This window comes from Nodosilinea sp. E11 (assembly GCF_032813545.1).
In the GTDB taxonomy this organism is placed as follows: Bacteria; Cyanobacteriota; Cyanobacteriia; order Phormidesmidales; family Phormidesmidaceae; genus Nodosilinea.
Window position 1 is genome coordinate 4131812 of sequence record NZ_CP136520.1, and the last position, 24964, is coordinate 4156775.

The window sequence follows — 24964 nt, forward strand, 5'->3', positions numbered from 1 at the left end:
TGGTATACGCTTTTAGCCACATTCTAGGGTGGTCATGGCTTGGTGAGTGCTCAGAAAAACTTGCCCTGGGCCGCCTAGATGATCAATAAACCCTGCCTTTTCGAGTTGATCCATGACGGGACCCTTGACCTCGCTTAGGTAAACGGTTACTCCTGCTTCCCTCAGGTCTTCGATCAGGGTTTCTAAGGTTTCTAAGGCGCTGCCGTCAACGTGGTTGATGGCACTACAAATTAGCACCAGGGCCGTGGCCGCAGGATGATCGGCTACCGCCTGAATTAGGTAGTCTTCTAAATATTTGGTGTTGGCAAAGTAGAGGCTTTCGTCAATGCGAATGGCTAAAACTCCTGTACAGGTCTGTACTGGGTGGCGCTTAATATTGCGAAAATGCTCGGTGTCACCGACTCGGCCTACCTCGGCAATGTGAGGGCGACTAGTTCGCCCTAGGTAAAACCCTACCGACGTTACAAACCCAACCAGAATGCCAGCTTCAATACCGATCGCTAGCACCGCCACAAAGGTAATGGCTAAGCTAATCGCATCGGCCTGGCAAACACGCCACAGTTGGCTAAAGCTCTTGAAATCAAGCAGGTTGATGACCGCGACTAAGATCACCGCCGCCAGGGCAGTCTGGGGTAGATGGTAGAACCAGGGGGTGAAAAACAGGACGACCAAGGCAATCAGGCTGGCCGTAATGATCGACGCCAACCCCGTATTGGCTCCAGCCGAAAAGTTCACTACCGATCGACTAAATCCCCCGGTCACTGGGTAGCCGCCGGTAAATGCCGCACCCAGATTGGCAGCCCCTAGCCCAATTAACTCCTGGTTGGCGTCAAGGCGCTGCCGCCGCTTGCTGGCTAATGACTTGGCGACTGCAATGCTCTCCATGAAACCGACAAAGCTAATGGCGAGGGCCGTGGGCAACAACTGCTGCCATAGGGTTACCTCGATGGGTGGCAGCGATAGCGGCGGTAGCCCTTGAGGTATCTCGCCGACAATGACGACGCCAAAGCGACTGTCTAAATTTAGTAGCCCTACGAGGGCGATCGTCGTCACGACTACGAGCAGCGGGCCACTGCGGCTCAGGGGGGTAATCCAGGCTTTGGAGAGGCCTAACTGGCCTAGCCGCTTGGGCAAGGAGCGGTTAAAAAACAGCAGTACTCCAACACTTCCTAGGCCTAGCGCTAAGCTGATTGGATTGTAATCGGGGGCCGCCTGCACCAGGTGATGGGCAGTTTCGAAAAAACTTTCTGACGACGGAATTTTTACCCCCATCAGGTGCTTTACCTGACTCAAGCCAATCACCAGGGCGGCGGCATTGGTAAACCCGACGATCACCGCATGGCTGAGGAAGTTGACGATAAACCCTAGCCGTACCACCCCCATCAGCACCTGGATGAGGCCAATCATAAGCGCCAGGGCTAGGGCGGCGGCCATATAATCGGCGCTATTGGCTGCGGCTACCTGCCCTAGGCTGGTGGCCACCAGCAGCGACACCATGGCCACTGGACCCACAGAGAGCGAGCGACTCGTTCCCAGGATGGCGTAAAGTATCAGCGGCGAAATGCTGGCATAGAGACCGACCTGGGGTGGCAGGCCCGCCAGCATTGCGTAGGCCATCCCCTGAGGGATCAGCATAATCGCTACGATAATGCCGGCCATCATATCGCCTACGAAGTCTTTGGGGTTGTAGTGTAGGCCCCAGGCGATCGCTGGAATGTAGCGGCTCAGGCCTAAGGGTGCGTGGGGTCGAGGGGAAGATGGTGCTGAATTGTCTGCCATAGAAGCGCGGGCGATCGCATGAAAACAGCGAGGCGATCGTGTGTCGTCAGCATACCCCAATTCTCTGCTTATATAACTAATTGATTGCTTGGTAATATTTGAGGCTCGTAGACCTATGGGTCCCTGGCTGCGCTGGGGCTCAGAGTTGGCCAGCCTGGCAGGGCAGAAGTTTCTTTACCCTGCTAGGCCGGTGGTGCTGGCGAAGTGAGCTGGCTTGCCCTGAGTTCGCTAGCGGTTAGCGCGGTCTAGCAAACACCTGTACCCAGTAGGGCCGTCCAGCGGCGGTGGCGTAACCGATCCCCAGTTCGGTAAATGCGGGGTTGAGAATGTTTTGGCGGTGACCAGGGCTATTCATCCAGGCGGTCATCACTGCCGTAGCATTGGGCTGACCCATGGCAACATTTTCACCAATGTTGGCCCATCGGTACTGGGTGGCGTCGATGCGCGATCGCATGGTCGAGCCATCGGAACCGGTATGGCTCATGCGACCGCTAGTGGCCATATCTTGGGCGTGGCGCTGGGCGGCGCTGGTGAGGCGATCGTTGAGCACCAGAGGTGGGGCGTTCACCCGTCGCCGTTCTGCATTCACGAGCTGGAGCAGCTCTTGGGCGATTGCCCCGTTGGTCTGGGCGATCAAAACGGTTGGGGCTTGGGTCGGGGCTTGGGCCACAGCCACCGGTGCTAGGGTCCCTGGCAGTAGCCCAGCAGCTAAAGCTGCCAGCAATATAGCGGGTCGAGCTCGCAGCGCTGATCGAAAAACGTGCATTGGGTATCTCCTGATCGTGATCCGTGAGTGCAGCCATGGTGCCCAAAACGCTACCGATGGGCTCAGTTGCTGCAAGACTGGCCTGGCTTGAGCCCTATGGCCCAACCCAAAACCGTCTTGGTAGATTACCCTTCCTGCTCTGACGGCCGTGGAGAAGCTACTGTTCCAGGCCTGATGTCCGTTTGGCTGTTTCCACCCGCGCTCAGAACCCGCGCTCTATCTAGGGTTCTGAGCCATCAATCGCTGTACGTCTTCGGCGTGGTACGAACTGCGGGTCAGGGGTGACGACACTACCTGTAAAAACCCCTTAGCTTCGCCCACCTGCTGCCAGGCATCAAACTGAGCTGGAGTGACAAACTCGGCCACGGGCAAATGCTTAGGCCCTGGTGACAAATATTGTCCTAGGGTCAAAATATCGCAGTCTACCGCCCGCAGATCATCCATCACCTGCTGTACCTCGGCATCGGTTTCGCCCAGGCCCGCCATGAGGCCCGACTTGGTATAAACCCAGGGCGCTAGGTCCCGACAGCGGCGCAACAGTTCGAGCGATCGCCCATAATCTCCCTGGGGGCGCACCCGCCGGTAGAGCCGGGGCACGGTTTCGGTGTTGTGGTTCAGCACGTGGGGACGAGCGGCCAGAATAGTCGCTAACGCCTCCCAGTTGCCGCACAGGTCAGGAATTAACACCTCAATGGTGGTTGCCGGAGCCACCTGCCGCACCGCCTCAATACAGGCGACAAACTGGCTAGCCCCCCCATCGGCCAAATCATCGCGGTTGACCGAGGTAATCACGACGTGGTTGAGCTTCATGCGCCGCACCGACTCTGCCAGCCGCAGGGGTTCTGTGGGGTCGAGGGCGACGGGCTTTTTCTCAAAGTCGATGTCGCAGTAGGGGCAGGCGCGGGTGCAGGCGGGGCCCATAATCAAAAACGTTGCTGTGCCGGCTTTGAAGCACTCACCAATGTTGGGGCACGAAGCCTCTTCACACACTGTGTTCAGACCCAGGTCTTGCAGAATTGCCTTGACCTCGCCCACCCGTTCCCACTGGGGGGCTTTTACCCGTAACCAATCTGGTTTTACTGCCACCGTCTCAAACCCCGGCATGTTGTGTGCGCTTCAATCATATCAATCTCGGCATGACTTTTCTGAGGGGCAGGCTTGGGCCGTCAGTTTGGGGCGGCCACGGTCTAACTAAAGATGGCAGTATGCTGGAAATGGAGAACCCTCACGCCTACACCGGCCCATGGATGCGCCATCTCCCCTAAATCGCTGTCTCATGGTGTTGTGCTATGCCGCCGCTGGCCTGCTAGCTGCCGGAGCCTGGCGCGATCAAGTCAGTGCCCGTTGGCAATTCGATCAGCCCTTTGAGCGCCTTCGGTTTGCTCGACTGGCCCCAATCATTACCCAGGCCCCCGAGACCCTCATGACCGCCAACACCCGCGTGGTGATTAGCCTCAGGCGGCGGCGGCTAACCCTGTACCAAAATGACGTTGTCAAAGAAGAGTTTCCGGTGGCCATTGGCCAGAATGAGTGGCAAACCCCTGCCGGTGAGTTTGCGGTACGCGACCTGCGCACCGACCCCGTGTGGCAACACCCCATTACTAAAGAAGCCGTTGAGCCTGGCCCCAGCAACCCCCTGGGCTCGCGCTGGATTGGCTTTCTTGTACAGGGGCAGTATCACATTGGCATCCACGGCACCAACCAGGAAAACCTGATTGGCGAAGCAGTCTCCCATGGCTGTGTGCGCATGTTCGAAGCCGACATTCAAACCCTATACCGACATTTAAAGATAGGCACCCCCATCACCGTGTTGCCCTAGGCCATCTCTCTGATGCTTGGGGATGATGGGTAACGGTCCTGTAACCCGGCTGCAGCGTTAGCCACAGGGAATAGCGCGGGGAATTGGGCTATACCGCGATCGACAGCTCTTTTAGCTCTTGACCCACGCTACTGAGGTCGAAATTGTGCCAGGGCTTGCCGTCGAGGGCCATCTGTTCGATCAGGCTGGCCAGGCGTAGGGCTTTTAGCGCTTGCTCACCGCCTACAGAGGGCTTTTCTCCGCCTCTCACACAGTTGATAAAGTGCTCTAGCTCAGCGTGGAGCGGCTCAATATTGCTGGTGTAGACTTTTTCGATCAAGCCATCTTGTCGGTAGAGCACCTGGCCGTAGTCGGTAGAGCAGTCGGCGGTGGTTTGCCGGTGAATCAAAATTTCGTTGTTGAGAAAGTCGGCGTCGGTGAGAGAGTTTTTGCAGTGGGCGGTAATGCTGCGAATTTTGCGGTGGGTCACCTTACTAGAGGTCAGCGTTGCCACGATGCCGTTGCTAAACCCCAGGGTGGCGGTGACGTAATCTAGGTAGCCTGAGTTAGAGGCGCGACTGCCGCTGGCGGTGAGGGTAGACACTGTAGACCCAGCTAGCTCTAGCAGCAGGTCAATGTCGTGGATCATTAGATCGAGCACTACCGACACATCGTTGGCCCGCTGGGAGTAGGGGCTCATGCGGCGAGCTTCTAGGGCTAGCAGCTCTTCGGTCTTTAAAACTTTGTGCAGCTCTTGAAAGGCCGGGTTGAACCGCTCAATGTGGCCTACTTGTAAAATGCAGTTGGCTTCAGCGGCGGCATTGACCAGCGACTCTGCCTCGGCAATGCTGGCGGCAATGGGCTTTTCGATCAGCACATGGACGCCCGCGTGCAGACAGGCCATGCCCACCGTATGGTGCAATCGCGTGGGCACGGCTACGCACACCGCATCAACATGCTTGAGCAGTTCTTGGTAATCTTCAAAAAAGCGAATTCGGTATTTACCGGCGGTGTCTAACCCTCGCTCTACATTGACGTCAGACACGCCAACGAGCTCTACATCTTTAAAGCGGCTGAGCACGCGGGTGTGGTGCTGGCCCATGTTGCCTACACCAATGACGCCAATACGAACAGGATCGGGCAAATTTCGAGATAAGTGCATGTCTAAGGCAGATGACAACATGGAATCTTGCACGCCTGTCCTCCCTTTAGGAGATTTAGATACGCCGACGGTCAGTAGGCTGAAAAGGTCGAGTGAGCGGGGAGCTAAGACGGCCAGGTAAAATTACTCAGATAGTATCACAATGCTTCACTCTGTAAAGAATAGCAACATCACCTGAGAGCAAACTAGCGGGTGTCGGTTTGCCGAACTTTGCCGCGATCGCAGTCATAGTCCGAATGTGAGCATTATCTAGCCTATTCACCATAGCGATGACAATCGGGTGTACTCAGCCCCCTGTGGCAGTTGTTTAGGTGTCTTGAGGCTAGAAACTAGTTAAAAATATGGCCATGCGCCTGACTGAGGTAAAGAAAGTTGATTCGTCAACCTACGGGTCGTCAATTTGAGAACTACACCGGTCTGAGAGAGTAAGTTTCACCGGCTGGGTCTGGTAGGCCGGCGGTTGACGGGCAGTCTGCGGTGGGGGGTAAGCCTTATCGATCCATTGGGGTTGGTGGCGGTGGCAGATAGGGATCTGGTGGGTGCGGTGAAGCCGGGGATGACGGATCGACCAGGCGCATTAAGACATCCTCTAGGCGGGGGCCATCGGTGGACAAAATCACCCATTCGCGATCGCCAAACACCAGGCGATCGCCCGCGTGGGGAATTTTTTGCATTTGATAAATCAAAAACCCCCCCAGAGTCTGATAATCGTCGGCATAGGGCAGATCTAGATTAAGCAGGTCGTTCACCTCTTCGAGATCGGTATGGGCCTTAATGCGGTACGACTGATCATCGATCATTTGTACCGGCTGTTCATTGTGCTCGTCGGGCTCGTGAATTTCGCCGATGATCTCGGTGGTCAGGTCTCGCAGCGTTAGCAGCCCGGCAGTGCCGCCAAACTCATCGACCACCATCACCAGTTCTTGGCCGGTGCGCTGCATAGTGGTCAGCAGATCGTGGAGCGGAGTGTACTCGGGCACAAACCGCGCGGGCTTAACCCAGGGACGAATTAGGGTGTCAGCGCTAATGTCTTGGCGGGCCAGGGGTTGCAAAAACTGTTTGACATCGACCATGCCTTGAATGTCGTCTAGGGAGTCGCCCATTACCGGATAGCGCGAATGCTCGGTAGCGGCTACAACCTCAATCAGCTCTCCAAAGGTGGCCGCTAGCGAGACGGCATTGATCTGGGTGCGCGGCACCATAATTTCCCCGGCAGTCACATCGCGAAACTCAAAAACATTGTTCAAGAGTTCACGTTCTTCGGCATCGAGGCCGGGAGTTTCGGCGGTAGTGCGAATGATGAGTTGGAGTTCTTCGGGAGTGAGGCGGCTGTAGCTAAACTGGTCGCTGTACTGAATTTTGGCCAGACGCAGCAGCAGCCGTGTCGATTGATTGAGCACCCAGATAAAGGGGTTAAACAACCGCGCAATCGTTAGGCTTGGGGGGCCTAAGAACCGGGCCACCTGCTCTGGGTAGAGCATCGCCACTGACTTGGGGCATAGTTCACCCAGCACAATTTGTAGGTAAGCCACCAGAAAAAAGGCCACTGGAATCGCCAGGGTGTGGGCTAGGGCTTCGCTCTGGGCTGCCGTGAGCGGGGTTTGAGTAATCCAAAAGGCCAGGATGACGGCCATAGTGCTTTCGCCTACCCAGCCCAAGGCCAGACTAGATAGGGTAATGCCAAACTGAGTGGTCGAAAGCAGGCGATCGAGACTGCGCTGGAGCTGCTGGACGGTTTTGGCCTGCACATCGCCCTGGGCGACTAGCTGGCTAATGCGCGATCGCCGCACCGACACTATAGAAAATTCTGCTGCTACAAAAAAAGCATTGATGCCAATTAGCAACAGTACGGCCAGCAGCCGAGAGGCGATCGCAGCAGGGGGCAGCTCTTCAGGAATCAGGATGGTCAACAGCGGGGGAGAAACACACATAGCCTAGTGACTAAAAAAGGCCGCTCCCAACTCGTACCAAACGCCCGAGCCGATCGTCGCTCTGCTGACGTTGGTGTTTCACTGACCTAACTATTGTGACTGCCATAGGTTCAACCCAGCGATGACGACTATCCCTCAGCTTGGGACAGGCCCTCCCAGCCGTGACCGCTAAAGCCATGTGCCTGATTATAAACCCCATTTGTACTTCAGCCTCAGCGCCCCAGCTTGGGGAGGTCGGCTGGGGCGGGCAATCTGTCCACCGGGTCGATATCCGCTCCGGCTGCCGGGGATAAGGGGGGTTATTCACCGCCGTTGATCCGAGCTTTTACCTGTTGCAGTATTTCAGCCTCGTTCACCAACATCACCGTGCCCTGGCCAGCGGCGTCTCGGCTGACCGGTGTACCGCTGGTGGGGCGCGTTTCTGGTTGTCTAACTCCAGTCAGCGCCTGACGACCCAGGGTAAAGCCCCAGGAGGCGCTGACCACCCCTGAGCCAATCATTAGCGAGAGTAAAATTAGGGTAAAAGCTACAGCAGGGTTCATAGGTCAGGCCCACAGGGTAATGCGTTAAATCGGTGGTGTGCTTTGAGCCTAGCGCTGCACCAGGCTTACTAACGTTAAGTATAAAATTTAGAACTTGAATAAAAGTTTAAGGTCTAGTTTTGGCCTTAGGTCATACAATTAGACATGTTTTCCCCGAGGGGATTAATCCCAGGGTTGGCCGAGCGGATTAGGCAGCGAACTCATAATTCGCCTCAGGCAGGTTCAACTCCTGCACCCTGGATTACCTGGTTGCCAAAGCAAAACCTGCCAGCCTGGCTTGAGAGTCTAAAACGACTCAAAGATAAACTCTGAACCTACGTAAGGAGTGCGGCTGCTGGGCATGGTCAGCAGACTGGTGTTGAAGGGGCTGGCCATATCGGGCACACGCAGGGTGGGGTCAGCGGCTGTCTGAAGTAGCAACAGGTCTCTGACCGCAGCGGATGTAGCGTTGGCATCCCATTCCAATTCGCGCTCAGGGAAGCCGATACCGACTAGACGCTTGGCCTGGCGGGTGATGCCACGGTTTCTAAAGAAATCGCCAGAATAGGTGGTCATCAGATCGTCCATGGCATCGGGGACGGTTTGAGGGGTTGCCTCTTGGGCATACGCCGCCGGAGCAACGACCGCCGCTGCCAGTAGCGCCAATGCTAGCCCAGAAATATGATTTAATTGAATGCCCATGGCCAAGCCTCCTCAACTCATTGGATTGGTGCGGTTCTGGCGTTGCACTGTCTGAATTTAAGCGAAACTGAGGGTGGCCAAACCCTCGGTTTGGCCAAAAAAGAGCCGAACCGATCACCCAGTGCATGTCCTTTATAGCGCGATCGCCAAAAAACGGAGCATTTTTAAGGAATTAACTGCCCATGGACGAGCTACTGCTGAAAACCCCGTCAGTGGATTTACTGAGCTTAGAAACGGCCCAACTGCGATCGCCCCTGCTCGATCTCTTTTGCCAGGGAGCCTACCAGGAAGGTGACTTTGTGCTCACCTCAGGGCAGCACAGCACCTACTACATCAACGGCAAGCTCGTGACCCTGCACCCCCAGGGATCACTGATGGTGGGTCGCCTGCTGCTCGACCTAGTGCAGCCTGGAACGGTGGCAGTGGCTGGGCTGACTTTGGGCGCTGACCCGCTGGTGACGGCGGTCAGTTTGGTTGGGGTCTATGGCCATCAAACCCTGTTTCCGCTAATTATTCGCAAAGAGGCCAAGGGGCACGGCACTCGCGCCTATATAGAAGGTCTAACCCTGCCGCCAGGTAGCCCTGTTACCGTGCTCGAAGATGTTGTTACTACGGGCCAGTCAGCGCTTAAGGCCGTTGATCGCCTCCAGGCGGCCGGTTACCAGGTGAATCAAATTCTGGCTTTAGTCGATCGCCAGCAGGGCGGCGCAGAGCTTTACCAAAGCCACGATCTGCCCTTCAAGGCACTGTTTACCATTCAAGATATTCAGGCCCACTGGGCTGCCCTTAACCCCGCCTGATGGTCTCCCGTACCCGTCCCGATATTGGCTTTGTGCCCACCCCCGCCGATGCCATAGCCGCCATGGTTAAGCTGGCTGCGTTAACCCCTGATGATGTCGTCTACGACCTAGGCTGTGGCGATGGTCGGCTGCTGATTCGGGCCGCCCTAGACTACGGCGTGCACGGGGTGGGGATCGATGTGGATGAGGCTTTGCTCAAGCAGGCGCAGGCCGATGCTGAGCGCGCTGGGGTAGGCGATCGCCTCAGCTTTCACCAGGGCAACCTATTTGAGGCCGATCTGCACGAAGCCACGGTCGTTTTTATCTACCTGCTGCCCCACCTCAACTTGCGGCTGCGGCCTCGGTTGCTGGCGCAGTTGCGGCCCGGCAGTCGGGTTGTCACCCATATGTTTGACATGGGCGACTGGCCACCTGACCTGGTTCTGCCCCTAGAGCCATCGGCAGAAGATTCAGTGATCTATCTGTGGCATATTCCCCAAAAAACAGCCCCCGACAAGGCGGGGGCTGTTTGAGGCAACTTCTGGAAAATAGTGTCTCCATGGTGGGCAGCGCCCACCCTACAACAGCTACAGTCGCTGGGCTAAAGCTGGTATCTTCCTTCCTGAAAATCTCCCAAGCGGATAAGCTGAACTGCTAGACTGCGACGGGTTTACGGCAGACCCAGTACTTGCTCATAAAGTGCACGGTGTTGCTGATCGCTTCAAACCCGGCATCGGTTAGCCGCTGGTTGAGGTCGTCGGTGGTGTAGTGGCGGTAGTAGGGCTCGTGGAACATCGCTGGAAAATTCTCCATAGCCACCTCAAACTCAGGGGAGTCGAGGCGCTGAATAGAGTCGCACAGCACTACCGTGCCGCCCGGTTTTACCACGCGATACATCTCGTTGATCACATTTTGCCGCGCTTCAGGGGGCAATTCATGGAACAAGAAAACACTGACTGCCCCCTCAAAGTAGTTATCGACAAAGGGTAAGCTTTCGCCATTGGCCTGAATTAGCTGAGGCAGTACGCCGGGCTTATCGGTTAAATTTTCAATCGCTTTGCGCAGGTAGGTGGGCGATAGGTCAACGCCATACAGCGACACTTTTGGCAATGCCTCGCGCAGCATGCTGAGGGTACGGCCTGTACCACAGGCCACATCTAAGACCTTAGCGCCCGTTTCTACTCCATTCTCAGCTAACCCCTGTTTGAGCGGGGCGATAATGCGACGGCGCATAGGGTCGGCGGTGCCGTTGAACAGAATTTCAACCTGTAGGTCATACAGATTGGCCGACATATCGCTCAGATAGCCGTTGGTCTGATGGTGAAAATTTTGCAGGTAGTACTGAGGATAGCCAGCAGTGTCTATGTCGTTGGCGAAGGTTTGATAGTCGCGCTTATTCAGCCGGTCCCAAATATTGGGCAGATCTAAGCAAACAAGCGGATAAAACCGGAAGAAGTCATCCCAAGGATTGTCAAACAGCAATTCTTTAGGATAGATTCCAGCTTCTGCATCTTGCCAGTCCAACTCTAGTAGCGCATTCATGCGCTGCTGTAGCAGTTGAAGGGCTTTGATATCTAAGGGTGTGGTCTGGATATGTTTGGGTGGGTTGACCGCTTGCATGACCTGGGTGCTAACGGTCTTGTGGGCCAGCCCGAAGTAGCTCTTGCCCTGTTGCAGAGCTTGGTAAGCCAGTTTTGTGATGGTGTCAGGCATACAATCAGAGGGGAGAGTGATTGTGAACAACAATTATTCCGTCAATGTAAAAGATTGTAACGAAGTTTCTGAGGGAAGTGTTGCCTCTGAGGGCAGAACAAAGCCGCTTACCTGGGGCAAACGGCTAGGGTGTTGCTGAATTGAAAGATTAATTTAGGTAGGGGCAAACCGCCGTTTACTCCTACGAGAGACGTTGCAGTTTTGATTCATACCTGTATCCAGCAACGCTACGGCTAGGGTCGATATGGGTTTGTCTTTAGGCCCGAGCGCTTTGAATCTGCTGCAGAAGATCGTCAACGCTACTCAGCAGATTGGCCTGGGAAAGGCTGGTTTGCTCGCCTGAGGTCAACCATTTAATTTGCACAGTGCCCTGGGTGGCTTCATCGTCTCCCACGATCAGGCAGAGGGCAGCACCGCTGCGATCGGCCCGCTTAAACTGCTTGCCAAAAGCCGAACCGGTGAGATCGAGTTCTACCGCTAGTCCCTGGTGGCGAAGCTTTTGGGCCAGCAGTAGGGCGTTGGCCTCGGCCTGCTCTCCCCGCGACACTAGGTAGATATCGGGGGCGGCTGGGGCTGTCTTTTGGAGGGCTTCTAGCAGCAGCGTGAGGCGTTCTAAGCCAATGGCCCAGCCTACGGCGGGGGTTGCTGGGCCACCCAAAGATTCGACTAGACCGTCGTAGCGCCCACCGCCACATACCGTGGCCTGAGCCCCTAGGTCGCTCGACTGAATTTCAAAGGCGGTATGGGTGTAGTAGTCTAGCCCCCGCACCAAGCGCGGGTTGAGTTCAAAGGCGATGCCCAGGGCGCTGAGCTGGGTGAGCACCTGGTCAAAGTGACGCTTCGAGTCAGGCCCTAGGTAGTCCAAAATGCTGGGGGCCGCTTGGGTGATCGCCTGGGTGTTTTGGTCTTTGCTGTCGAGAATGCGTAGGGGATTGCGGCTGAGGCGATCGCGCGAATCGGCGTCCAAATCTGCTGCATAGGGCGTCAGGTAGTTAACTAAGGCCTCGCGGTAGCGGCTGCGATCGCTCTTGTCGCCCACCGAGTTGAGGTAAAAGGTCAGATTTTTTAACCCCAGAGTTTGCAAGATATCGGTTGCCAGGGCAATCACCTCGACATCGGCGCGGGGGTCGGTACTACCGAGCACCTCTGCTCCCACCTGATGAAACTGCCGTTGGCGACCTTTTTGGGGCCTCTCGTAGCGAAACATCGGGCCGGTATACCACAGTCGTTGTATTCCTCCCTGGGCATAGAGGCTGTGCTGAATGTAGGCACGCACTACCCCAGCGGTGCCTTCGGGGCGCAGGGTGCAGCTGCGATCGCCCTTGTCGGTAAAGCTGTACATCTCTTTGCCGACCACGTCAGTGGCTTCGCCAATCCCCCGCTCAAATAGCGCTGTGGCTTCAAACGTAGGGGTGCGAATTTCTCGGTAGGCAGCCCGGCCAAAAATATCCCGCGCTATGGCTTCCACCCGCTGCCAGGTATGAATGTCGGCTACCTTGAGGTCTTGGCCCACATGCTGTGCCTTGGGCAAGATATCCTCGGTTCCGGGCAGAGATTGAATGGGCTCCATAGCTGGGCAAATGCTCTAGGTGGGCAATACAGAACACCCATCATAGCTTGCTTGGGGCCTTAGCCTAGGGCCTGGGCTGGGGTTCAAATCCAGGTCCTAGACCTCTTGACTCTCGGGCTTGGCCTGGGGCAGTACGCAACAATTGACCTCGTCAATGCAGACCTTGCCCGACTGTAGCGCCCACCGAAACAGCGCCACCCGGTTGCCCGTTGCAGTTTTGGTCAAAATATTGCTGATATGGTTGTCAACAGTGCGCTTGCTGATCTCCAGCTTCTCAGAAATCTCCTGGTTGGTTAGCCCCGATGCCACTAGCTCAACGATCTGTAGTTCTCGGTCAGAGAGGCTTCCTTGACCAGGCACTGGAGCCGTATCATCGCTTGCCATGGCGGTCTGTTTCCTTTGTCATTGTGTATTTATGCTTATGCTTGTTACCACTATAGGCGATCTGGTTTCGGGTGGGCTTGTCGAAAGTATTTCAGGCCTTGGAGCAATAGACCCTGAGGAGATGACACCCCCGCTTGTGCTGCTTAAGCAAGGGGCTAGCCGCTTTAGCGGATGGAGCCGGTGGCGCGATTGCCTGCTTGGGTTAGTCTTGGCTGCGGTGTTGCACCTGGCTTGGCCTGGCTGCGCCATCGCGGCCCCGACTGCGCCACTCTTAGATGATCTGCCTCCAACGGTCTCCCCGACCCAGCCAGACGCCAATGACATTCCTTCAGAGACGGTAAGCCGCTTCGTTAACGCCTACATTTCTGTAGTCAAGCTGATCGAGTCGCGGGAGCTCAGTTTGCAGCGGGCCGAAACCGACACCGAATCACGCCAGATGCAGCAAGAAATTCAGGTGGCTGCCCTCAATCTTATTCAGGCCAACGGGCTGACCCTGTCGGACTATTGGGAGCTACTGGGTTTAGCCAATAGTGATCCGGAGTTTCGCGATCGCGTTTTAGACCAGATCGACGAAGCTAACCCGTAAGGTACCTCAGCGGTTGAGCTTATATCAGGGCGTAGTGTTCTGGCTTTAGACCTCGGGTGGCTCACCGCCCACGACCTCATTTCCCCATCGTTCACCCCACATTCTCCTAGGGCTGCACAAACTCTGAAGGTCGTCTAAAGTTTTCCACGGGCTCGTTGGCCAAAGCCTGCTGCATAAATTCCTTCCAGACCGGTGCTGCGTAGGTGCCGCCCGTTGCCCCAGCCCGCATCGGGGTGTAGTTGTCATTGCCGATCCACACCGCCGTCGATAGCTGTGGCACATAGCCGACAAACCACACATCCCGTTGAGAATCGGTGGTGCCAGTTTTACCCGCCGCTGGCCGCCCGATCTGAGCGGCGGTGCCCGTCCCGCGGGCAATTACCCCTTGTAACACGTCGGTTAGCGAGGCTGCCGCCCAAGGGTCAAGCACCAGCTGGGGCCGAGGCGTGTTGTCGAGCAGTACATTGCCGCTGCTGTCAGTCACCTGCACAATAAACGTTGGTTCAGAGTGCCAGCCGTTGCTAGCAAAGGTGGCATAGGCACCGGCCATTTCCATGGGGGTCAGATCAACTGCGCCCAAAGGAAGCGACGTGACCGGTTGCATCGGGCTATTAATGCCCAGGGTGCGGCACAGCTCAATAATTTGGTTGACCCCGACCGCCTGGCCCAGCTTCACCGCCGGTACGTTACGCGATACCTCCAAGGCGGTGCGAATGGGAATGTTGCCCATAAAGCCACCGTCATAGTTTCTCGGGCTGTAGTAGCGGTAGCCATCGGGATAGCTCACTGGAGTGTCGGCAATGGAGCTAGACGGAGTATAGCGGCCCGTAGCAAAGGCGGCGTAATACACAAAGGGCTTAAAGGCGGAGCCTGGCTGTCGATAGGCCTGAATCGCCCGGTTAAATTGGCTTTTCTGGTAGTCAACGCCGCCCACCATGGCTTTGACAAAGTGGGTGCGGGGATCAATGGACACCAGGGCCATCTGGTCAGCGATATTGCGAATGCGAGCATTGTGTCGCTGCACCGTCGCTTCGGCCATCTGTTGCATGCCCAAATCGACGGTAGTTTGCACCCGCATGCCGCCCTTCACCACGGCCTCATTGCCAAAGCGCTGCTTTAACTCCTGCACCGCTGCCTCGGTAATGTAGGGCGAAATGCTGCTGCGGAACGACTTGACTTCGCCGATCAGCAACGGCGCTTCGCGGGCCGCCACCTCTTCTTCAGGGGTGATCCAACCCAGTTGGCGCATCCGGTTGAGCACTACCGCCTGGCGCTGTTTAGTAGACTGATAGTTGTGGAAGGGACTATAGCTCTCCGGAGCTTGGATTAGCCCTGCCATCATCGCGGCTTCAGGCAAGTTGAGGTCGCTGGCCGATTTATTAAAGTAGCTCTGGGCTGCTGTTTCTACCCCGTAGTTGTTGTGCCCCCAGTACACCTGGTTGAGGTACATCTCCAGAATTTCGTCTTTGCTGAAGATCTGCTCAAGGCGTAGGGCCAAAACAGCCTCAGCTACCTTACGGCTAATGGCCCGCTCGGGGGTCAAAAACAGGTTCTTCACCAGCTGCATGGTGATGGTAGAGCCGCCTTCCACCGTAGAGCCAGCCTCGGCGTTGGCTAGCAAGGCCCGACCGACACTGCTGGGGTTGATGCCGTTGTGAGAATAAAAATAGCTGTCTTCGATCGCCAGCACCGCCCGCTTCAAGTGGGGCGACATCTCGTCGGTATCGACGACCTCTCGGTTAGCTTCGTCGTGGAGGCTGAAAAGCAGGGTGCCGTTGATGTCGTAGATGTAGCTGGTCTCGCTGGGCACGTAGTTGCGCAGCACTCGCACATCGGGCAGGTTGCGAAAGCTAATGGCCAGCCCTACTAAGCCCCCGGCCAGCACGGAGCTAGCGATCATGGTAGTGCCCAGCAATGCTGCTGCCGACACCTGGCCCACATCCTGCACGTACTTCAGCAGGTTGGGGGCTCGGCGCAGGGGCTGAGGTTGAGATCGACTGTTGTGACGAATAGTAGTTGACACGTTGGCTATTAGGGGTTTCTTAACGACGTCGGTGCGGCGCGGCGAACAAGGCTGAGCGGTTGATTTTGAAGAGGGAGATGCCCATCAGTAGTTGACGGTTAGGCCATTATAATGACCCTCTAGGTAAGTGAACCCAGCGATTAGCGTCCAGACTATTTCAAAGCGGACTATCAACGCTGGTGACAGGCACGCTTATCCTAGCCTCGCAGACGCTAATCAGGAGCAGCTAAGGGCCACTTTTGTCAAAATTTGTGGAATTGACCTTAGCCTTCAACTCCGAGTCTTGCTGCCGTTGCTTATCCTCGCCGCCTTTACCCCTGCATTTAGTGTTTCCTATGACCCAGGCTACCCCCAACTCCATCCCTGCCCAATTTAACGGGATTTACCGGGGCCTCAGCGAGGTTTTTCCTCACCAGCCCGACTCTAGCGATCCTGAGCAAAATTTGGTTCAGCGATTGCTCACTAGCGATCGCCCCCTGCGGGTCAAGCTGGGCATCGACCCTACCGGTAGCGAAATTCACTTGGGTCACAGCATTCCGGTGCGCAAGCTGCGGGCTTTCCAAGATGCAGGCCACACCGCTGTGCTAATTATTGGTGATTTCACCGCTCGTATTGGTGACCCCACCGGCAAATCGGAGGTGCGCCGCCAGCTCACCGAGGCAGAAGTCAAGGCCAATGCCGAAACTTACCTAGAGCAGGTGCGCCCCATCCTCGATTTTGAGACACCGGGGCGATTGGAGGTGCGCTACAACTCCGAGTGGCTGTCATCCCTCGATCTGGGCAAAACCCTGGAACTGCTGAGCACCATGACCGTGGGTCAAATGCTGGCTAAAGAGGGCTTTTCTGAGCGCTATGGCAAGGGCGACCCAGTCTTTCTCCACGAATTTCTCTACCCGCTGATGCAGGGCTACGACTCAGTGGCCATCCAGTCTGACGTAGAGCTGGGTGGCACTGACCAAAAGTTCAATATTGCGGTGGGCCGTGACCTACAGCGACACTTTGGCCTGCGCCCGCAGTTTGGCCTGCTGTTGCCGCTGCTGCTGGGGACTGACGGTAGCCAAAAAATGTCGAAATCTCTAGGCAACTATGTGGGGCTACAAGAAGACCCCCTCAGCATGTATTCCAAGCTCGAAAAGGTGCCCGATAGTTTAATTTGTGACTACTTCGAGTTACTCACCCCGATTGATTTGGAGGAGCTGCCAGAAAATCCCCGCGATCGCCAGAAGCTACTGGCCCTAGAGGTCACTCGCCAGTTCCACGGCGAAGCCGCTGCCCTCCAGGCTCAGCAGGCTGCCATCAGTCTGGTGCAGGGCACTGGTGCACCCGCCGATGGCGTGCCCGAGTTTTCCTTAGCGGAGATCAATTTTCCGGCCAAGCTGTTTTATCTGGTGGGGGCTACTCCCCTATGCGCTAGCAGCAGCGAAGCGCGTCGCCAAATACAGGGGGGGGCGCTCAAGCTCGACGGTGAAAAAATGGTTGATCCTAACCAAGAGTTTGCTAGCGCCGATGATCTAATCGGTAAGGTGGTGCAGATAGGCAAGAAAAAGTTTGCTCGCCTAGTTCCCTAAGGCTGTTCGTTGTCCTGACTCCTAACGGGTCTCGCTTTTAGATGGAGTAGGGGAAGCTTGGGGGCAGGGGCTCGCTTAGCTGACCGTTTGCATCAGCAAATGGCGGAGTTTGTCGCGCTCGGCAGCAGATAGGGTCGAGGCAAATTGTTCTAAATCTTGGGCTCCCATCGTGCTCAAAACTTGGTGTAGGGCATCTAACTCGGCTGGGGGGGCTGGACGCTCTTTAGAGCTGACCTCAGGTAAACTACAGCTGCCGCCATTGCAGTCAAGGTGCAGGTCGTGCCAAATCATCGTCGGTACGATCCAACCGCGCTGTCCATGGAGCTCGCGCAGCAGCACCTCGGTTTCCCAAAAGGTTTTGGGTGAAGGATAGTTCTCTTCTGTCCAAGCGTGGGGTACGGTAAAACAGCCAAAATGCTTGATGTAATCTTCAGAATCAAGCAGAGCTGTAATCATGGCTTTCACGCCGCGACGCATCAAAACGTCACAGTAGTAGCGCATTTCTTCTGCATCACTGGGCGCACGACCAATAAAATGTTTAAAGCACAACTCAATGAATTTTGGGTTTGAAGAGTTGTAGTAAAACTCATTTAGATATACTTCAGAATGCCCTAGTTCTCGCAAAAAACGTTTGACACCGATCTTATTTCGCAAGAATTCGACCTCGAATTTTGCGAGTTTTTTACGCTCAAATCGATAGGGTTGTCGCTCTAGTACTTGGGCATAAATCTGGTATAAAGCGGCCTGGCGTTCTTCGCCCGAAGACTGCCGACTAACCGTAATTTCTTTTACCGCAAATTCATCTATAGCTGTCATGGCAATTCTTCCTGAACGAGAAAATACGTCTCAGCCTATGGCCTATAGCAACCCTGCATGAGTCGTGAAAGACTGTAGTGCAAGCGAGATGCCTGCACGGGCAAGAGGTCCGTCTTACCGGCATTAATCAATTCAGATTGCTGTAGTCTCAGCCTGCCCAGTCGGAAATTCTGACCGATAGTTTTGATGTTTTTCTTAACGAAGGTTGCCAGTATAAGGTCACCCTTGGCGTTGACATACGGGTTGCCACGACCGTCTGCCGCCTACTGAGCCAAAGCAGGTCTGGTCTCTCAATGTCACCGAAGACCAAGTTCTTCTGTCTGTGCTCTCTTAATGTTTTGTCAGCAGTAGCAATGCTGACCTCAGGGTATTGCCAAGATCACCCTAGGCCGCTGCCAGGAGCCGTTGCTGCCAGAGCTTATAGAAAGGCCGCCTGCTGGGCCACTAAGAGCTGCTTCACCCCTAGCTCACCCAGCTCCAAAATCTGATTCATCTGCTGACGACTAAAGCTACCCTCTTCAGCGGTACCTTGAACTTCAATAATATTGAGACTCTCGTTGAGCACCAGGTTGAAATCGACCGCTGCAGCTACATCTTCTTCGTACTGCAAATCGAGAAAGACATCGTTCTCAATTAAGCCGACAGAGACTGCTGCAACGCTGTGTACTAAGGGCGATCGCGCCAGCAACCCCTGTTCTACTAAGGTCTGAACCGCGTCTTTGAGCGCAACGTACCCGCCCGTAATAGCCGCGGTGCGTGTTCCTGCATCGGCCTGGAGCACATCAGCATCGACTAGCAGCGTCCGCTCGCCTAGCTGATCAAAATCTAGGGTAGAGCGCAAACTCCGCCCTACCAGGCGCTGAATCTCCTGGGTGCGACCCGATAGCTTCATCACCTCGCGAGCCTGGCGCTGGGGAGTCGCCCCAGGCAGCATCCGGTATTCTGCAGTCAGCCATCCTCGGCCAGAACCTTTCAAAAAGCGAGGTACTCCCTCTTCGACGGAGACGGTGCAGAGCACCTGGGTATTGCCACAGCGGGTTAAGACTGACCCCGCAGCAAACTTGGTAAACTGACGCTCAAAACTCACGGGACGCAACTCGTGGGGTTGCCGACCATCTGGACGTTGCCAAGCCATATAAGTTGCTCAAATTGCCCCTCTTAGAATACAGCAGGCTATGGTTGCTGCCGTCGTTTTTCAGGTTCCCTCTAGTATTTGGCCGTGACCCCTGGGGCACCTGCTCAGGTTGGTAGTGCGTTTGTACTTTGAATGTATATGGGGTAATTGATCGATTCAATGCGGGGGAATTACGCTATATTTAGCCCAGCTATCGAGGTTGCCCCGGAACCGTCGAGGATCTGTACGCTACCCTTGGCTGACAATCGGTCAGGGGCGATCGCCGCAAACTGCCCCTGTTGTACTCACCTATGGTCTCCCAGCTTAAACCTGTTGCCCTGACCTCGCCGTCTTCGATTGCTCGTCACCCACTGCTACAAACCGTAGAAGGCACCGTTCAGGTATTTACTGCCGTACACCGCAGCTTTTTTACCAATGTCATGGTGCAGGCCCTGCGCATTGCCGATCAGGGCAAGGCTGTGCTCATTGTGCAGTTTCTGAAAGGAGGTATTCATCAGGGACCAGATCAGCCGATGCAGTTTGGCCAAAACCTAGACTGGATTCGCGGCAATATGGCCCGCTGCCTGCATAATCCTGAGTCCATTAGCCCCAGCGAAAAGCAGGCAGTTAATGATCTGTGGTCGCACACAAAGTCGGTGGTTAGCCTGGGCCGCTACGGCCTGATCGTGCTCGATGAACTCAGCTTAGCGGTCAACCACGGCATTATTCCCACCCAAGATGTCGTCGATTTTCTCCGCCAGCGACCGCCCCAGGTGGACGTGATTCTGACTGGCCCAGCTATGCCCGACGCTCTACTGGCGGTAGCTGACCAAGTTACCGAATTTCGTCGTAACTTCTTGCCTTAGTCTGTCCTGCCGCTTTTACCTACTACCATGATCAAAAATGATGCCTGGATCGCAAAAATGGCCGCTGAGGGGATGATTGAACCCTTTCAGCCTGCCTTGGTGCGTCAGCTAGCGCAAACTGAAACCAGCCTTAGTCAACCTGTCATTAGCTATGGCCTGTCCTCCTACGGCTATGACATCCGGCTATCGCCCGCCGAGTTCAGAATTTTTCGCCATATCCCTGGCACTGTGGTTGACCCCAAAAACTTTAGCCCCGCCAACTTGGAGCCTACCGATCTGAGAACCGATGAGAGCGGTAGTTATTTTATCCTGCCGGCTCACTCCTACGGTTTGGGAGTTGCCCTCGAAAAAATTGAGGTGCCTAACAACATCAGCGTGATTTGCATTGGCAAGTCGACCTATGCCCGCTGCGGCATTATTGCCAACCTTACCCCTGCCGAAGCTGGTTGGCGGGGCCATTTGACCCTAGAGTTTTCTAACTCGTCTAGTGCCGACTGCCGCATGTATGCCAATGAGGGCGTCGTGCAACTCATCTTCTTTGAAGGTGAGCCTTGCCAGGTTAGTTACGACACTCGCCGGGGCAAATATCAAGACCAGGCAGAACAAGTCACTCTAGCCCGAATTTAGGCATTTTCAGCCAATAATACTGTGCCGCTGAAAGGCTAAGAGCAAATGTGACTCTTACCCTCTCAGCGGTTTTTGAGTAGCTGGATGTTGTGCGTACTCATGGGATAAATGGGTCAGAGGGCAGATAACCTCAAGAGATAGAGCCATAGCCGAAGGTCACTGTAATCAGCAATTCGCGATCGCCGAAAGCCTTGATTTACGGTACGCTAGGCACTGCCCACCAGCCTTAATTCAAGGCCATGCAGCCAGGCGGATGTTTTGCTGACAACCAGCCCTGTCTGTCATTCCCGTGGTCATGGAAATCCATTCGAGAGCAATGACGGGATATGGGTTCTCGCCCCACGCCTTCGCGGGGGCAGGCTCTACGCGGGAATGACGGCTTTGTCCTAACCTGATTGGCTATAGCTATCCCTTCAAATCTTTCTGGAATTCTGTAATTTTACGTATAAATGCGGTTGACAATCTTCTAAGTGTTTGAAGCATTGCTTTGATGGATGCTAAGGCTTGATTTTGTCTTTACAGTTTTCTTTGATAGAACACGCTGTGTTTACACACTTTCCTGATTGAAACCTTATTGTTGGATTGAGAGATTAATTTGGGTGCTCTTAAATAGTTGATATTAAGTCAGGTGCACTGCTGCCGGTGTTTCGAAACTAGGAAATAGGTTTTGTTAAGCTATTTTTGTGTTGCCACTTTTTCTGGCGTTGAAAATGTTTTGATGCAGCACAGGGAGTTTCTGGTTTTTTCTCAGGTCTGACTTCTACCTTATTATTTGCGTATTTGCTTAGCTATGAGTCAATCACCCTTTGCTCAATCCTTATTTTTGGCTGCCTGTGTTTCGGGTGCTATTTTTTCTGCTGCTGCTGCTCCTTTGGCAATATTTAAGTCTGATGTTGTCAATATTGAACTGCAAAATAAAACTATCTATTCTTCTGAACTAAAATATTTGGCTGGACCCTATTTAGCTTTGGCCGGTGGCGTCAGCGCCGCTATTGGGTTTGGAGCATTTGGTCTTGTGGGCTGGCGGCAGTCGTCGCGTAAGTTATCGGCCCTTGAATCTGCTCGCCAAGCTATGGCCCATGACTTGGCGATTCATCAGGCTGAGTTAGAGCGCATTAAGTTTTCCGAGGCTCGCTTGCGCAGTGCCAATCTGACTCCTTTTCTGCACCTAAGTCAGGGGAGTGAGCCTGTCAGTTTGGGCCAAGCCTCAAAACTCGTGCCCGAGGCAGCGCTGGTGCCGGCAGACTCTGTGCCTGCTGCTAGCGCTGCTATGGGCTACCAGTCACAGTCGGTTGGCAATGGGTTGGCTCAGCCCATGGAGGCTCAACTGGTGTCAATGGATAGTAACCAAAGCCCTGGCTCTCGCAGCAATGAACTAGCTCAGGAGCCGTTAGATCAGCTTCTGAGCCAGCTCCATCAGCTCTCGCAGCAAGTAGAAGAGCTCCGTGGCGGCTCTTCTACGAACCAATTGGCTGCTTAGTTGACTAGCTACTAGCGCAAAACATTTCGCTGGGGTAAAGCTACATTATCTCCTTCGCTAAAGGGAATTTGTGGTGTACTTCTCAGGCTGCTGTCAAGGTTTTCACTCGTTGATCGCCCGGCCCAGATATCGGGAGTTTTGCTAGAGAGGCTGGGACTGACGGCTAAAGCGTTAGTTGGAGGAGCAACAACTTGAGATTGACTAGCCTTTAAGTATGGTTCGCCATCGGGAGTGAAGTTTAGCAGCGAATTGTAGGTGTCATCGAGACTATCGACCTGATTGGAAAGGACAGATTGAGCCAAATCCCTAGGTTCTAGGGTAGTCCAGAATTCTACGCTAGTGCTAACTGAGGCAGTATCGATATCGGCATCGACTGTTTGCCAATTCTCTTGATAAGTTCCTTCAGAGTTTATTTGCCAAAGCGACAGTTGGGCCTGCCATCGCCCTTCCTTAACCTGTGTAGACTTGCGATCCAAAATGGCGTATTTCGCTACTTCAGACGTCGAGTTGCTGCTAGGCAAGGGAGTGATTCTGCGAATAGCAGAAATGGTGAGAGGGGTTTGGTCGGGCAGGACAGTAGTGCCTGATACGGTAAAGACTCCCGGTTGATTGGCTGGAAAAATTTGCTCAATGGCGATCGCTATTTCGTTGTTGCTGTTCCAGGCTGCTGATCCATTGGGGAGGCGGCTGCAAGCACTAGCCATTACTAACACCAATATCAAGAACTTTGCGAAAAGTACTTTAGTCATAAGCGTCTCAAAATCACGATTGGAACTTACACCGACTTGTCTGCTTGAATCGGTCAACGGGAGCTCTTCTGGGAGTGTCTCAGTGATCGCCGCTACTGCTTGTGTACCTGATGCCTGAGGGCATCTGCTAGGGAGTCACCCGCTATCATGCCCCTGCTTACTCAATCTTCTTACAGCCTTCATCACTACTTGACCGGATCGATCTTGTGCCTGGGCTTGGTCGGTGGGCCAGGGGTTGCCTACGGATTTGAGCAGAGCTCTGAGGTTGATTTTGCTGGGGAAGACGACCCGGCGATCGCCTTAGAGTCTGCGGCTCTTGAGCGTGGTTTAGAGCTCGAACCGTTAGCGGCGCCGCTGCCACCAGCGGAGCCACCGCTGCTAGCTCAGTCTGTGCTGACCTACGCACCAGAGGTTGCAAACCCAGCGATCCCAGCGATCACTTCCTTTAGCCCTGCTGCGACTACTGCTGCTCCTGGAGCGCAGGTGCCTTGGCCTCTGGCTCAGGGATTGCCCATGCCAGAGCCTGTCGTCGCCCCCGCCATCGGCTCACCTGGCCCTGGAGCCTACTATCCGGCGGCGGTGCCTTACCCCGGCGGTATGTGGGTTATGGTGTGGATGCCTTACGGTATGCCCGTTGCAGCACCGGGAACCAGCCCATTGCCACCCGGTGCTGTGCCAACTTGGCCCCAGCCAGCGCCGGGGATGTACGGAGTTATGCCAGCCTTGTCCAGTCCTGGAATGGCTCCCCAAGGGTATCCAATCGCGGGGGGGGCTGTGCCCTGGGGAACCGCTTCTGTTCCCTACGGCTATGCACCGCCGGGCTACGGGGCGGCTCAGGCGTTCCCCGCCCTGCCTGCTTACCAGGGGGTGGCCCAACCGTTTCCAACCGCGCTGCCTCCCTACGCCCAGGGCAACCCAGCCATGACAGCCCCGCTAGCCGCAGTGCCCCCGTTGCAGTCGGCAGCGCCAACGGCCCAGTGGCCAGCGCCTCTACCCGCTGGGCCAGTCGGCACCTACTTACCACCTGAAACACCTAGCCTGGGGGCACTGGTCGGTCAAAATTCAGCGGTTGAGGGGCTTCCCCCTGCGCCCGCGATCGCGGGGCAGTCTGTGCCAGAGCCCAACCTCAACGTTCAAGGGCTGTACGTTCTTCAGGGCGATCGCTCCTCGGCCCGGGCGCGGCTCTCGGGCGACATGTTCCTAACGCCCAATCTGCTGGTGGGTGGGGCTTTAGACCTAACTACTGGCCCTGACTTAACCAGTCGAGATGGCGTACAGTTGACGGAGCTTTACCTAACCACAGCTTTGGCTGGTGCCCCGGGGCTCAGGTTTCGGCTGGGGCAGCTAGACCTGACCTCCTACTTCGATCGCAACAGTTTTGCTAAAGATATTTCCCGAGATTTCTTTAACCCTGTATTTCAAACCAACCCGGCTCTGATTGGCGGTGTCAACAACACGGCTTCTCACCCGGGTGGTCTTGTGCAGTGGGCCGTCACCGATGACATTACTCTCAACGCGGCGGTGTTCTCCTCGGCGGGCGACATCACTGACTTTGCTCTAGATGGGTTTGCTGGTGAGGTGGGCTTTCGCACCGGGGACTTGATCGTGCGAGGTACCTTTGCGACTACTCGGGATACGGCGTTTCAAGGCACTGGCGGGCGGCTGGATGCCTATGGTGTCAATGCCGAGTGGTTTATTCCCCAGGCTAACCTGGGCTTCTTTGGCCGCTACGGACGCTTAAACAATAGCGGCAGTGGCTTTTCGGGTGATACCTACAGCCTGGGGCTCAACGTTGTCGATGTGTTCATGGACAATGACCGTCTGGGTTTGGGTTATGGGCGAAACCTGGCCACAGCCGTTGCTCCGGGCCAATCTCCCGATGCTCTAGAGCTGTTCTACGATTTTGAGCTGATGCCTAACCTGCGCCTGGGCTTTACCTTCCAGCAGCGCGATCAGTTCCGCGAATCCTACGCGGGGTTCCGAATTCGCAGCGACTGGAACCTGCTGCCCGGTCGGTCTTTAGAGTGAGG

Annotated in this window: 23 protein-coding genes and 1 tRNA gene; 10 read left to right on the forward strand and 14 right to left on the reverse strand. The window is 55.3% G+C overall.

The genetic code is table 11. The annotated features are described in order from the left end of the window. Nucleotides 1-12 precede the first annotated feature (12 nt). The 3 genes from RRF56_RS20520 to lipA all read right to left on the reverse strand — a co-directional run bounded on the left by RRF56_RS20520 (nt 13) and on the right by lipA (nt 3631). Nucleotides 13-1779: a solute carrier family 26 protein gene (locus RRF56_RS20520; RefSeq protein WP_317035017.1), complete on the reverse strand. Its 1767-nt coding sequence runs from the start codon at nt 1777-1779 to the stop codon at nt 13-15. Nucleotides 1780-2014: 235 nt separating this feature from the next. Continuing rightward, nucleotides 2015-2545 carry a CAP domain-containing protein gene (locus RRF56_RS20525; RefSeq protein WP_317035018.1) on the reverse strand — a complete coding sequence of 177 codons (531 nt, stop codon included), beginning with the start codon at nt 2543-2545 and terminating at the stop codon, nt 2015-2017. Nucleotides 2546-2761: 216 nt separating this feature from the next. Continuing rightward, complete coding sequence (gene lipA / locus RRF56_RS20530; RefSeq protein WP_317035019.1) at nt 2762-3631, reverse strand: lipoyl synthase; 870 nt, start codon at nt 3629-3631, stop codon at nt 2762-2764. 157 nt (nt 3632-3788) lie between these two features. Between lipA and RRF56_RS20535 the strand changes: the two genes are divergently transcribed. Continuing rightward, a complete protein-coding gene (locus RRF56_RS20535) occupies nt 3789-4364 on the forward strand; it encodes a L,D-transpeptidase (RefSeq protein WP_317035020.1) in 576 nt (191 codons plus the stop codon). An 88-nt stretch (nt 4365-4452) separates the two neighbouring features. On the opposite strand, the gene RRF56_RS20540 is transcribed toward RRF56_RS20535, so the two are convergent. From RRF56_RS20540 to RRF56_RS20550, 3 genes are all read right to left on the reverse strand, one after another. Further along, entirely contained in the window at nt 4453-5505 is a 1053-nt protein-coding gene (locus RRF56_RS20540; RefSeq protein WP_317035021.1) for a Gfo/Idh/MocA family oxidoreductase, read from the reverse strand. A 491-nt stretch (nt 5506-5996) separates the two neighbouring features. Further along, entirely contained in the window at nt 5997-7436 is a 1440-nt protein-coding gene (locus RRF56_RS20545; RefSeq protein ID WP_317035022.1) for a hemolysin family protein, read from the reverse strand. A 299-nt stretch (nt 7437-7735) separates the two neighbouring features. Then, nucleotides 7736-7978, reverse strand: coding sequence for a hypothetical protein (locus RRF56_RS20550; RefSeq protein ID WP_317035023.1), 243 nt, complete (start codon nt 7976-7978; stop codon nt 7736-7738). Between the two features lie 168 nt (nt 7979-8146). On the opposite strand from RRF56_RS20550, the gene RRF56_RS20555 reads away from it, so the two are divergent. Further along, a tRNA-Ile gene (locus RRF56_RS20555) sits at nt 8147-8219 on the forward strand. Between the two features lie 44 nt (nt 8220-8263). On the opposite strand, the gene RRF56_RS20560 is transcribed toward RRF56_RS20555, so the two are convergent. Continuing rightward, nucleotides 8264-8659, reverse strand: coding sequence for a hypothetical protein (locus RRF56_RS20560; protein WP_317035024.1), 396 nt, complete (start codon nt 8657-8659; stop codon nt 8264-8266). Nucleotides 8660-8841: 182 nt separating this feature from the next. Between RRF56_RS20560 and pyrE the strand changes: the two genes are divergently transcribed. Continuing rightward, entirely contained in the window at nt 8842-9459 is a 618-nt protein-coding gene (gene pyrE, locus RRF56_RS20565) for an orotate phosphoribosyltransferase (protein WP_317035025.1), read from the forward strand. Further along, on the forward strand, nt 9459-9971 hold the full coding sequence (locus RRF56_RS20570; protein ID WP_317035026.1) for an SAM-dependent methyltransferase: 513 nt from the start codon (nt 9459-9461) through the stop codon (nt 9969-9971). Before pyrE ends, RRF56_RS20570 begins: the two co-directional genes overlap by 1 nt. 121 nt (nt 9972-10092) lie before the next feature. On the opposite strand, the gene RRF56_RS20575 is transcribed toward RRF56_RS20570, so the two are convergent. From RRF56_RS20575 to RRF56_RS20585, 3 genes are all read right to left on the reverse strand, one after another. Next, nucleotides 10093-11151, reverse strand: a complete 1059-nt coding sequence (locus RRF56_RS20575; RefSeq protein ID WP_317035027.1) for a class I SAM-dependent methyltransferase — start codon at nt 11149-11151, stop codon at nt 10093-10095. Between the two features lie 256 nt (nt 11152-11407). Next, nucleotides 11408-12721 carry a histidine--tRNA ligase gene (gene hisS, locus RRF56_RS20580; RefSeq protein WP_317035028.1) on the reverse strand — a complete coding sequence of 438 codons (1314 nt, stop codon included), beginning with the start codon at nt 12719-12721 and terminating at the stop codon, nt 11408-11410. Nucleotides 12722-12817: 96 nt separating this feature from the next. Then, the gene (locus RRF56_RS20585; RefSeq protein ID WP_317035029.1) at nt 12818-13105 is read right to left on the reverse strand and encodes a helix-turn-helix transcriptional regulator; all 288 of its coding nucleotides are present in this window, start codon (nt 13103-13105) and stop codon (nt 12818-12820) included. 121 nt (nt 13106-13226) lie between these two features. On the opposite strand from RRF56_RS20585, the gene RRF56_RS20590 reads away from it, so the two are divergent. Beyond that, nucleotides 13227-13691: a DUF4168 domain-containing protein gene (locus RRF56_RS20590; RefSeq protein WP_317035030.1), complete on the forward strand. Its 465-nt coding sequence runs from the start codon at nt 13227-13229 to the stop codon at nt 13689-13691. A gap of 106 nt (nt 13692-13797) precedes the next feature. Here the strand turns inward: RRF56_RS20590 and RRF56_RS20595 are convergent, their stop codons facing one another. Next, nucleotides 13798-15714 carry a penicillin-binding protein 1A gene (locus tag RRF56_RS20595; RefSeq protein WP_317035031.1) on the reverse strand — a complete coding sequence of 639 codons (1917 nt, stop codon included), beginning with the start codon at nt 15712-15714 and terminating at the stop codon, nt 13798-13800. A 335-nt stretch (nt 15715-16049) separates the two neighbouring features. Here RRF56_RS20595 and tyrS point away from each other — a divergent pair, with 335 nt between their 5' ends. Then, nucleotides 16050-17282 carry a tyrosine--tRNA ligase gene (gene tyrS / locus RRF56_RS20600; RefSeq protein ID WP_317035032.1) on the forward strand — a complete coding sequence of 411 codons (1233 nt, stop codon included), beginning with the start codon at nt 16050-16052 and terminating at the stop codon, nt 17280-17282. Nucleotides 17283-17357: 75 nt separating this feature from the next. Here the strand turns inward: tyrS and RRF56_RS20605 are convergent, their stop codons facing one another. Beyond that, nucleotides 17358-18098, reverse strand: coding sequence for a phycobilisome rod-core linker polypeptide (locus RRF56_RS20605; RefSeq protein WP_317035033.1), 741 nt, complete (start codon nt 18096-18098; stop codon nt 17358-17360). Nucleotides 18099-18516: 418 nt separating this feature from the next. Next, nucleotides 18517-19233 (reverse strand): ribonuclease PH, encoded by a 717-nt coding sequence (gene rph, locus RRF56_RS20610; protein WP_317035034.1) that lies wholly within the window; start codon nt 19231-19233, stop codon nt 18517-18519. 290 nt (nt 19234-19523) lie between these two features. On the opposite strand from rph, the gene RRF56_RS20615 reads away from it, so the two are divergent. The 3 genes from RRF56_RS20615 to RRF56_RS20625 all read left to right on the forward strand — a co-directional run bounded on the left by RRF56_RS20615 (nt 19524) and on the right by RRF56_RS20625 (nt 22185). Continuing rightward, nucleotides 19524-20078 (forward strand): P-loop NTPase family protein, encoded by a 555-nt coding sequence (locus tag RRF56_RS20615; protein WP_317035035.1) that lies wholly within the window; start codon nt 19524-19526, stop codon nt 20076-20078. Nucleotides 20079-20105: 27 nt separating this feature from the next. Continuing rightward, nucleotides 20106-20705, forward strand: a complete 600-nt coding sequence (gene dcd, locus RRF56_RS20620) for a dCTP deaminase (protein ID WP_317035036.1) — start codon at nt 20106-20108, stop codon at nt 20703-20705. A gap of 790 nt (nt 20706-21495) precedes the next feature. Beyond that, complete coding sequence (locus tag RRF56_RS20625) at nt 21496-22185, forward strand: hypothetical protein (protein ID WP_317035037.1); 690 nt, start codon at nt 21496-21498, stop codon at nt 22183-22185. An 11-nt stretch (nt 22186-22196) separates the two neighbouring features. Here the strand turns inward: RRF56_RS20625 and RRF56_RS20630 are convergent, their stop codons facing one another. Next, entirely contained in the window at nt 22197-22991 is a 795-nt protein-coding gene (locus tag RRF56_RS20630; protein WP_317035038.1) for a hypothetical protein, read from the reverse strand. A gap of 90 nt (nt 22992-23081) precedes the next feature. On the opposite strand from RRF56_RS20630, the gene RRF56_RS20635 reads away from it, so the two are divergent. Next, on the forward strand, nt 23082-24962 hold the full coding sequence (locus tag RRF56_RS20635; protein WP_317035039.1) for a carbohydrate porin: 1881 nt from the start codon (nt 23082-23084) through the stop codon (nt 24960-24962). Nucleotides 24963-24964 lie beyond the last annotated feature (2 nt).

Bases quoted from the DNA above. Each gene is read 5' to 3' on its own strand.
- RRF56_RS20525 (WP_317035018.1), bottom strand. From the start codon at position 2,545: ATGCACGTTTTTCGATCAGCGCTGCGAGCTCGACCCGCTATATTGCTG.
- tyrS (WP_317035032.1), top strand. From the start codon at position 16,050: ATGACCCAGGCTACCCCCAACTCCATCCCTGCCCAATTTAACGGGATT.
- RRF56_RS20545 (WP_317035022.1), bottom strand. From the start codon at position 7,436: ATGTGTGTTTCTCCCCCGCTGTTGACCATCCTGATTCCTGAAGAGCTG.
- RRF56_RS20575 (WP_317035027.1), bottom strand. From the start codon at position 11,151: ATGCCTGACACCATCACAAAACTGGCTTACCAAGCTCTGCAACAGGGC.
- pyrE (WP_317035025.1), top strand. From the start codon at position 8,842: ATGGACGAGCTACTGCTGAAAACCCCGTCAGTGGATTTACTGAGCTTA.
- RRF56_RS20560 (WP_317035024.1), bottom strand. From the start codon at position 8,659: ATGGGCATTCAATTAAATCATATTTCTGGGCTAGCATTGGCGCTACTG.
- RRF56_RS20520 (WP_317035017.1), bottom strand. From the start codon at position 1,779: ATGGCAGACAATTCAGCACCATCTTCCCCTCGACCCCACGCACCCTTA.
- RRF56_RS20625 (WP_317035037.1), top strand. From the start codon at position 21,496: ATGAGTCAATCACCCTTTGCTCAATCCTTATTTTTGGCTGCCTGTGTT.
- rph (WP_317035034.1), bottom strand. From the start codon at position 19,233: ATGGCTTGGCAACGTCCAGATGGTCGGCAACCCCACGAGTTGCGTCCC.
- RRF56_RS20550 (WP_317035023.1), bottom strand. From the start codon at position 7,978: ATGAACCCTGCTGTAGCTTTTACCCTAATTTTACTCTCGCTAATGATT.
- RRF56_RS20535 (WP_317035020.1), top strand. From the start codon at position 3,789: ATGGATGCGCCATCTCCCCTAAATCGCTGTCTCATGGTGTTGTGCTAT.
- RRF56_RS20590 (WP_317035030.1), top strand. From the start codon at position 13,227: ATGACACCCCCGCTTGTGCTGCTTAAGCAAGGGGCTAGCCGCTTTAGC.
- dcd (WP_317035036.1), top strand. From the start codon at position 20,106: ATGATCAAAAATGATGCCTGGATCGCAAAAATGGCCGCTGAGGGGATG.
- RRF56_RS20615 (WP_317035035.1), top strand. From the start codon at position 19,524: ATGGTCTCCCAGCTTAAACCTGTTGCCCTGACCTCGCCGTCTTCGATT.
- RRF56_RS20605 (WP_317035033.1), bottom strand. From the start codon at position 18,098: ATGACAGCTATAGATGAATTTGCGGTAAAAGAAATTACGGTTAGTCGG.
- RRF56_RS20570 (WP_317035026.1), top strand. From the start codon at position 9,459: ATGGTCTCCCGTACCCGTCCCGATATTGGCTTTGTGCCCACCCCCGCC.
- RRF56_RS20585 (WP_317035029.1), bottom strand. From the start codon at position 13,105: ATGGCAAGCGATGATACGGCTCCAGTGCCTGGTCAAGGAAGCCTCTCT.
- hisS (WP_317035028.1), bottom strand. From the start codon at position 12,721: ATGGAGCCCATTCAATCTCTGCCCGGAACCGAGGATATCTTGCCCAAG.
- RRF56_RS20540 (WP_317035021.1), bottom strand. From the start codon at position 5,505: ATGCACTTATCTCGAAATTTGCCCGATCCTGTTCGTATTGGCGTCATT.
- RRF56_RS20635 (WP_317035039.1), top strand. From the start codon at position 23,082: ATGCCCCTGCTTACTCAATCTTCTTACAGCCTTCATCACTACTTGACC.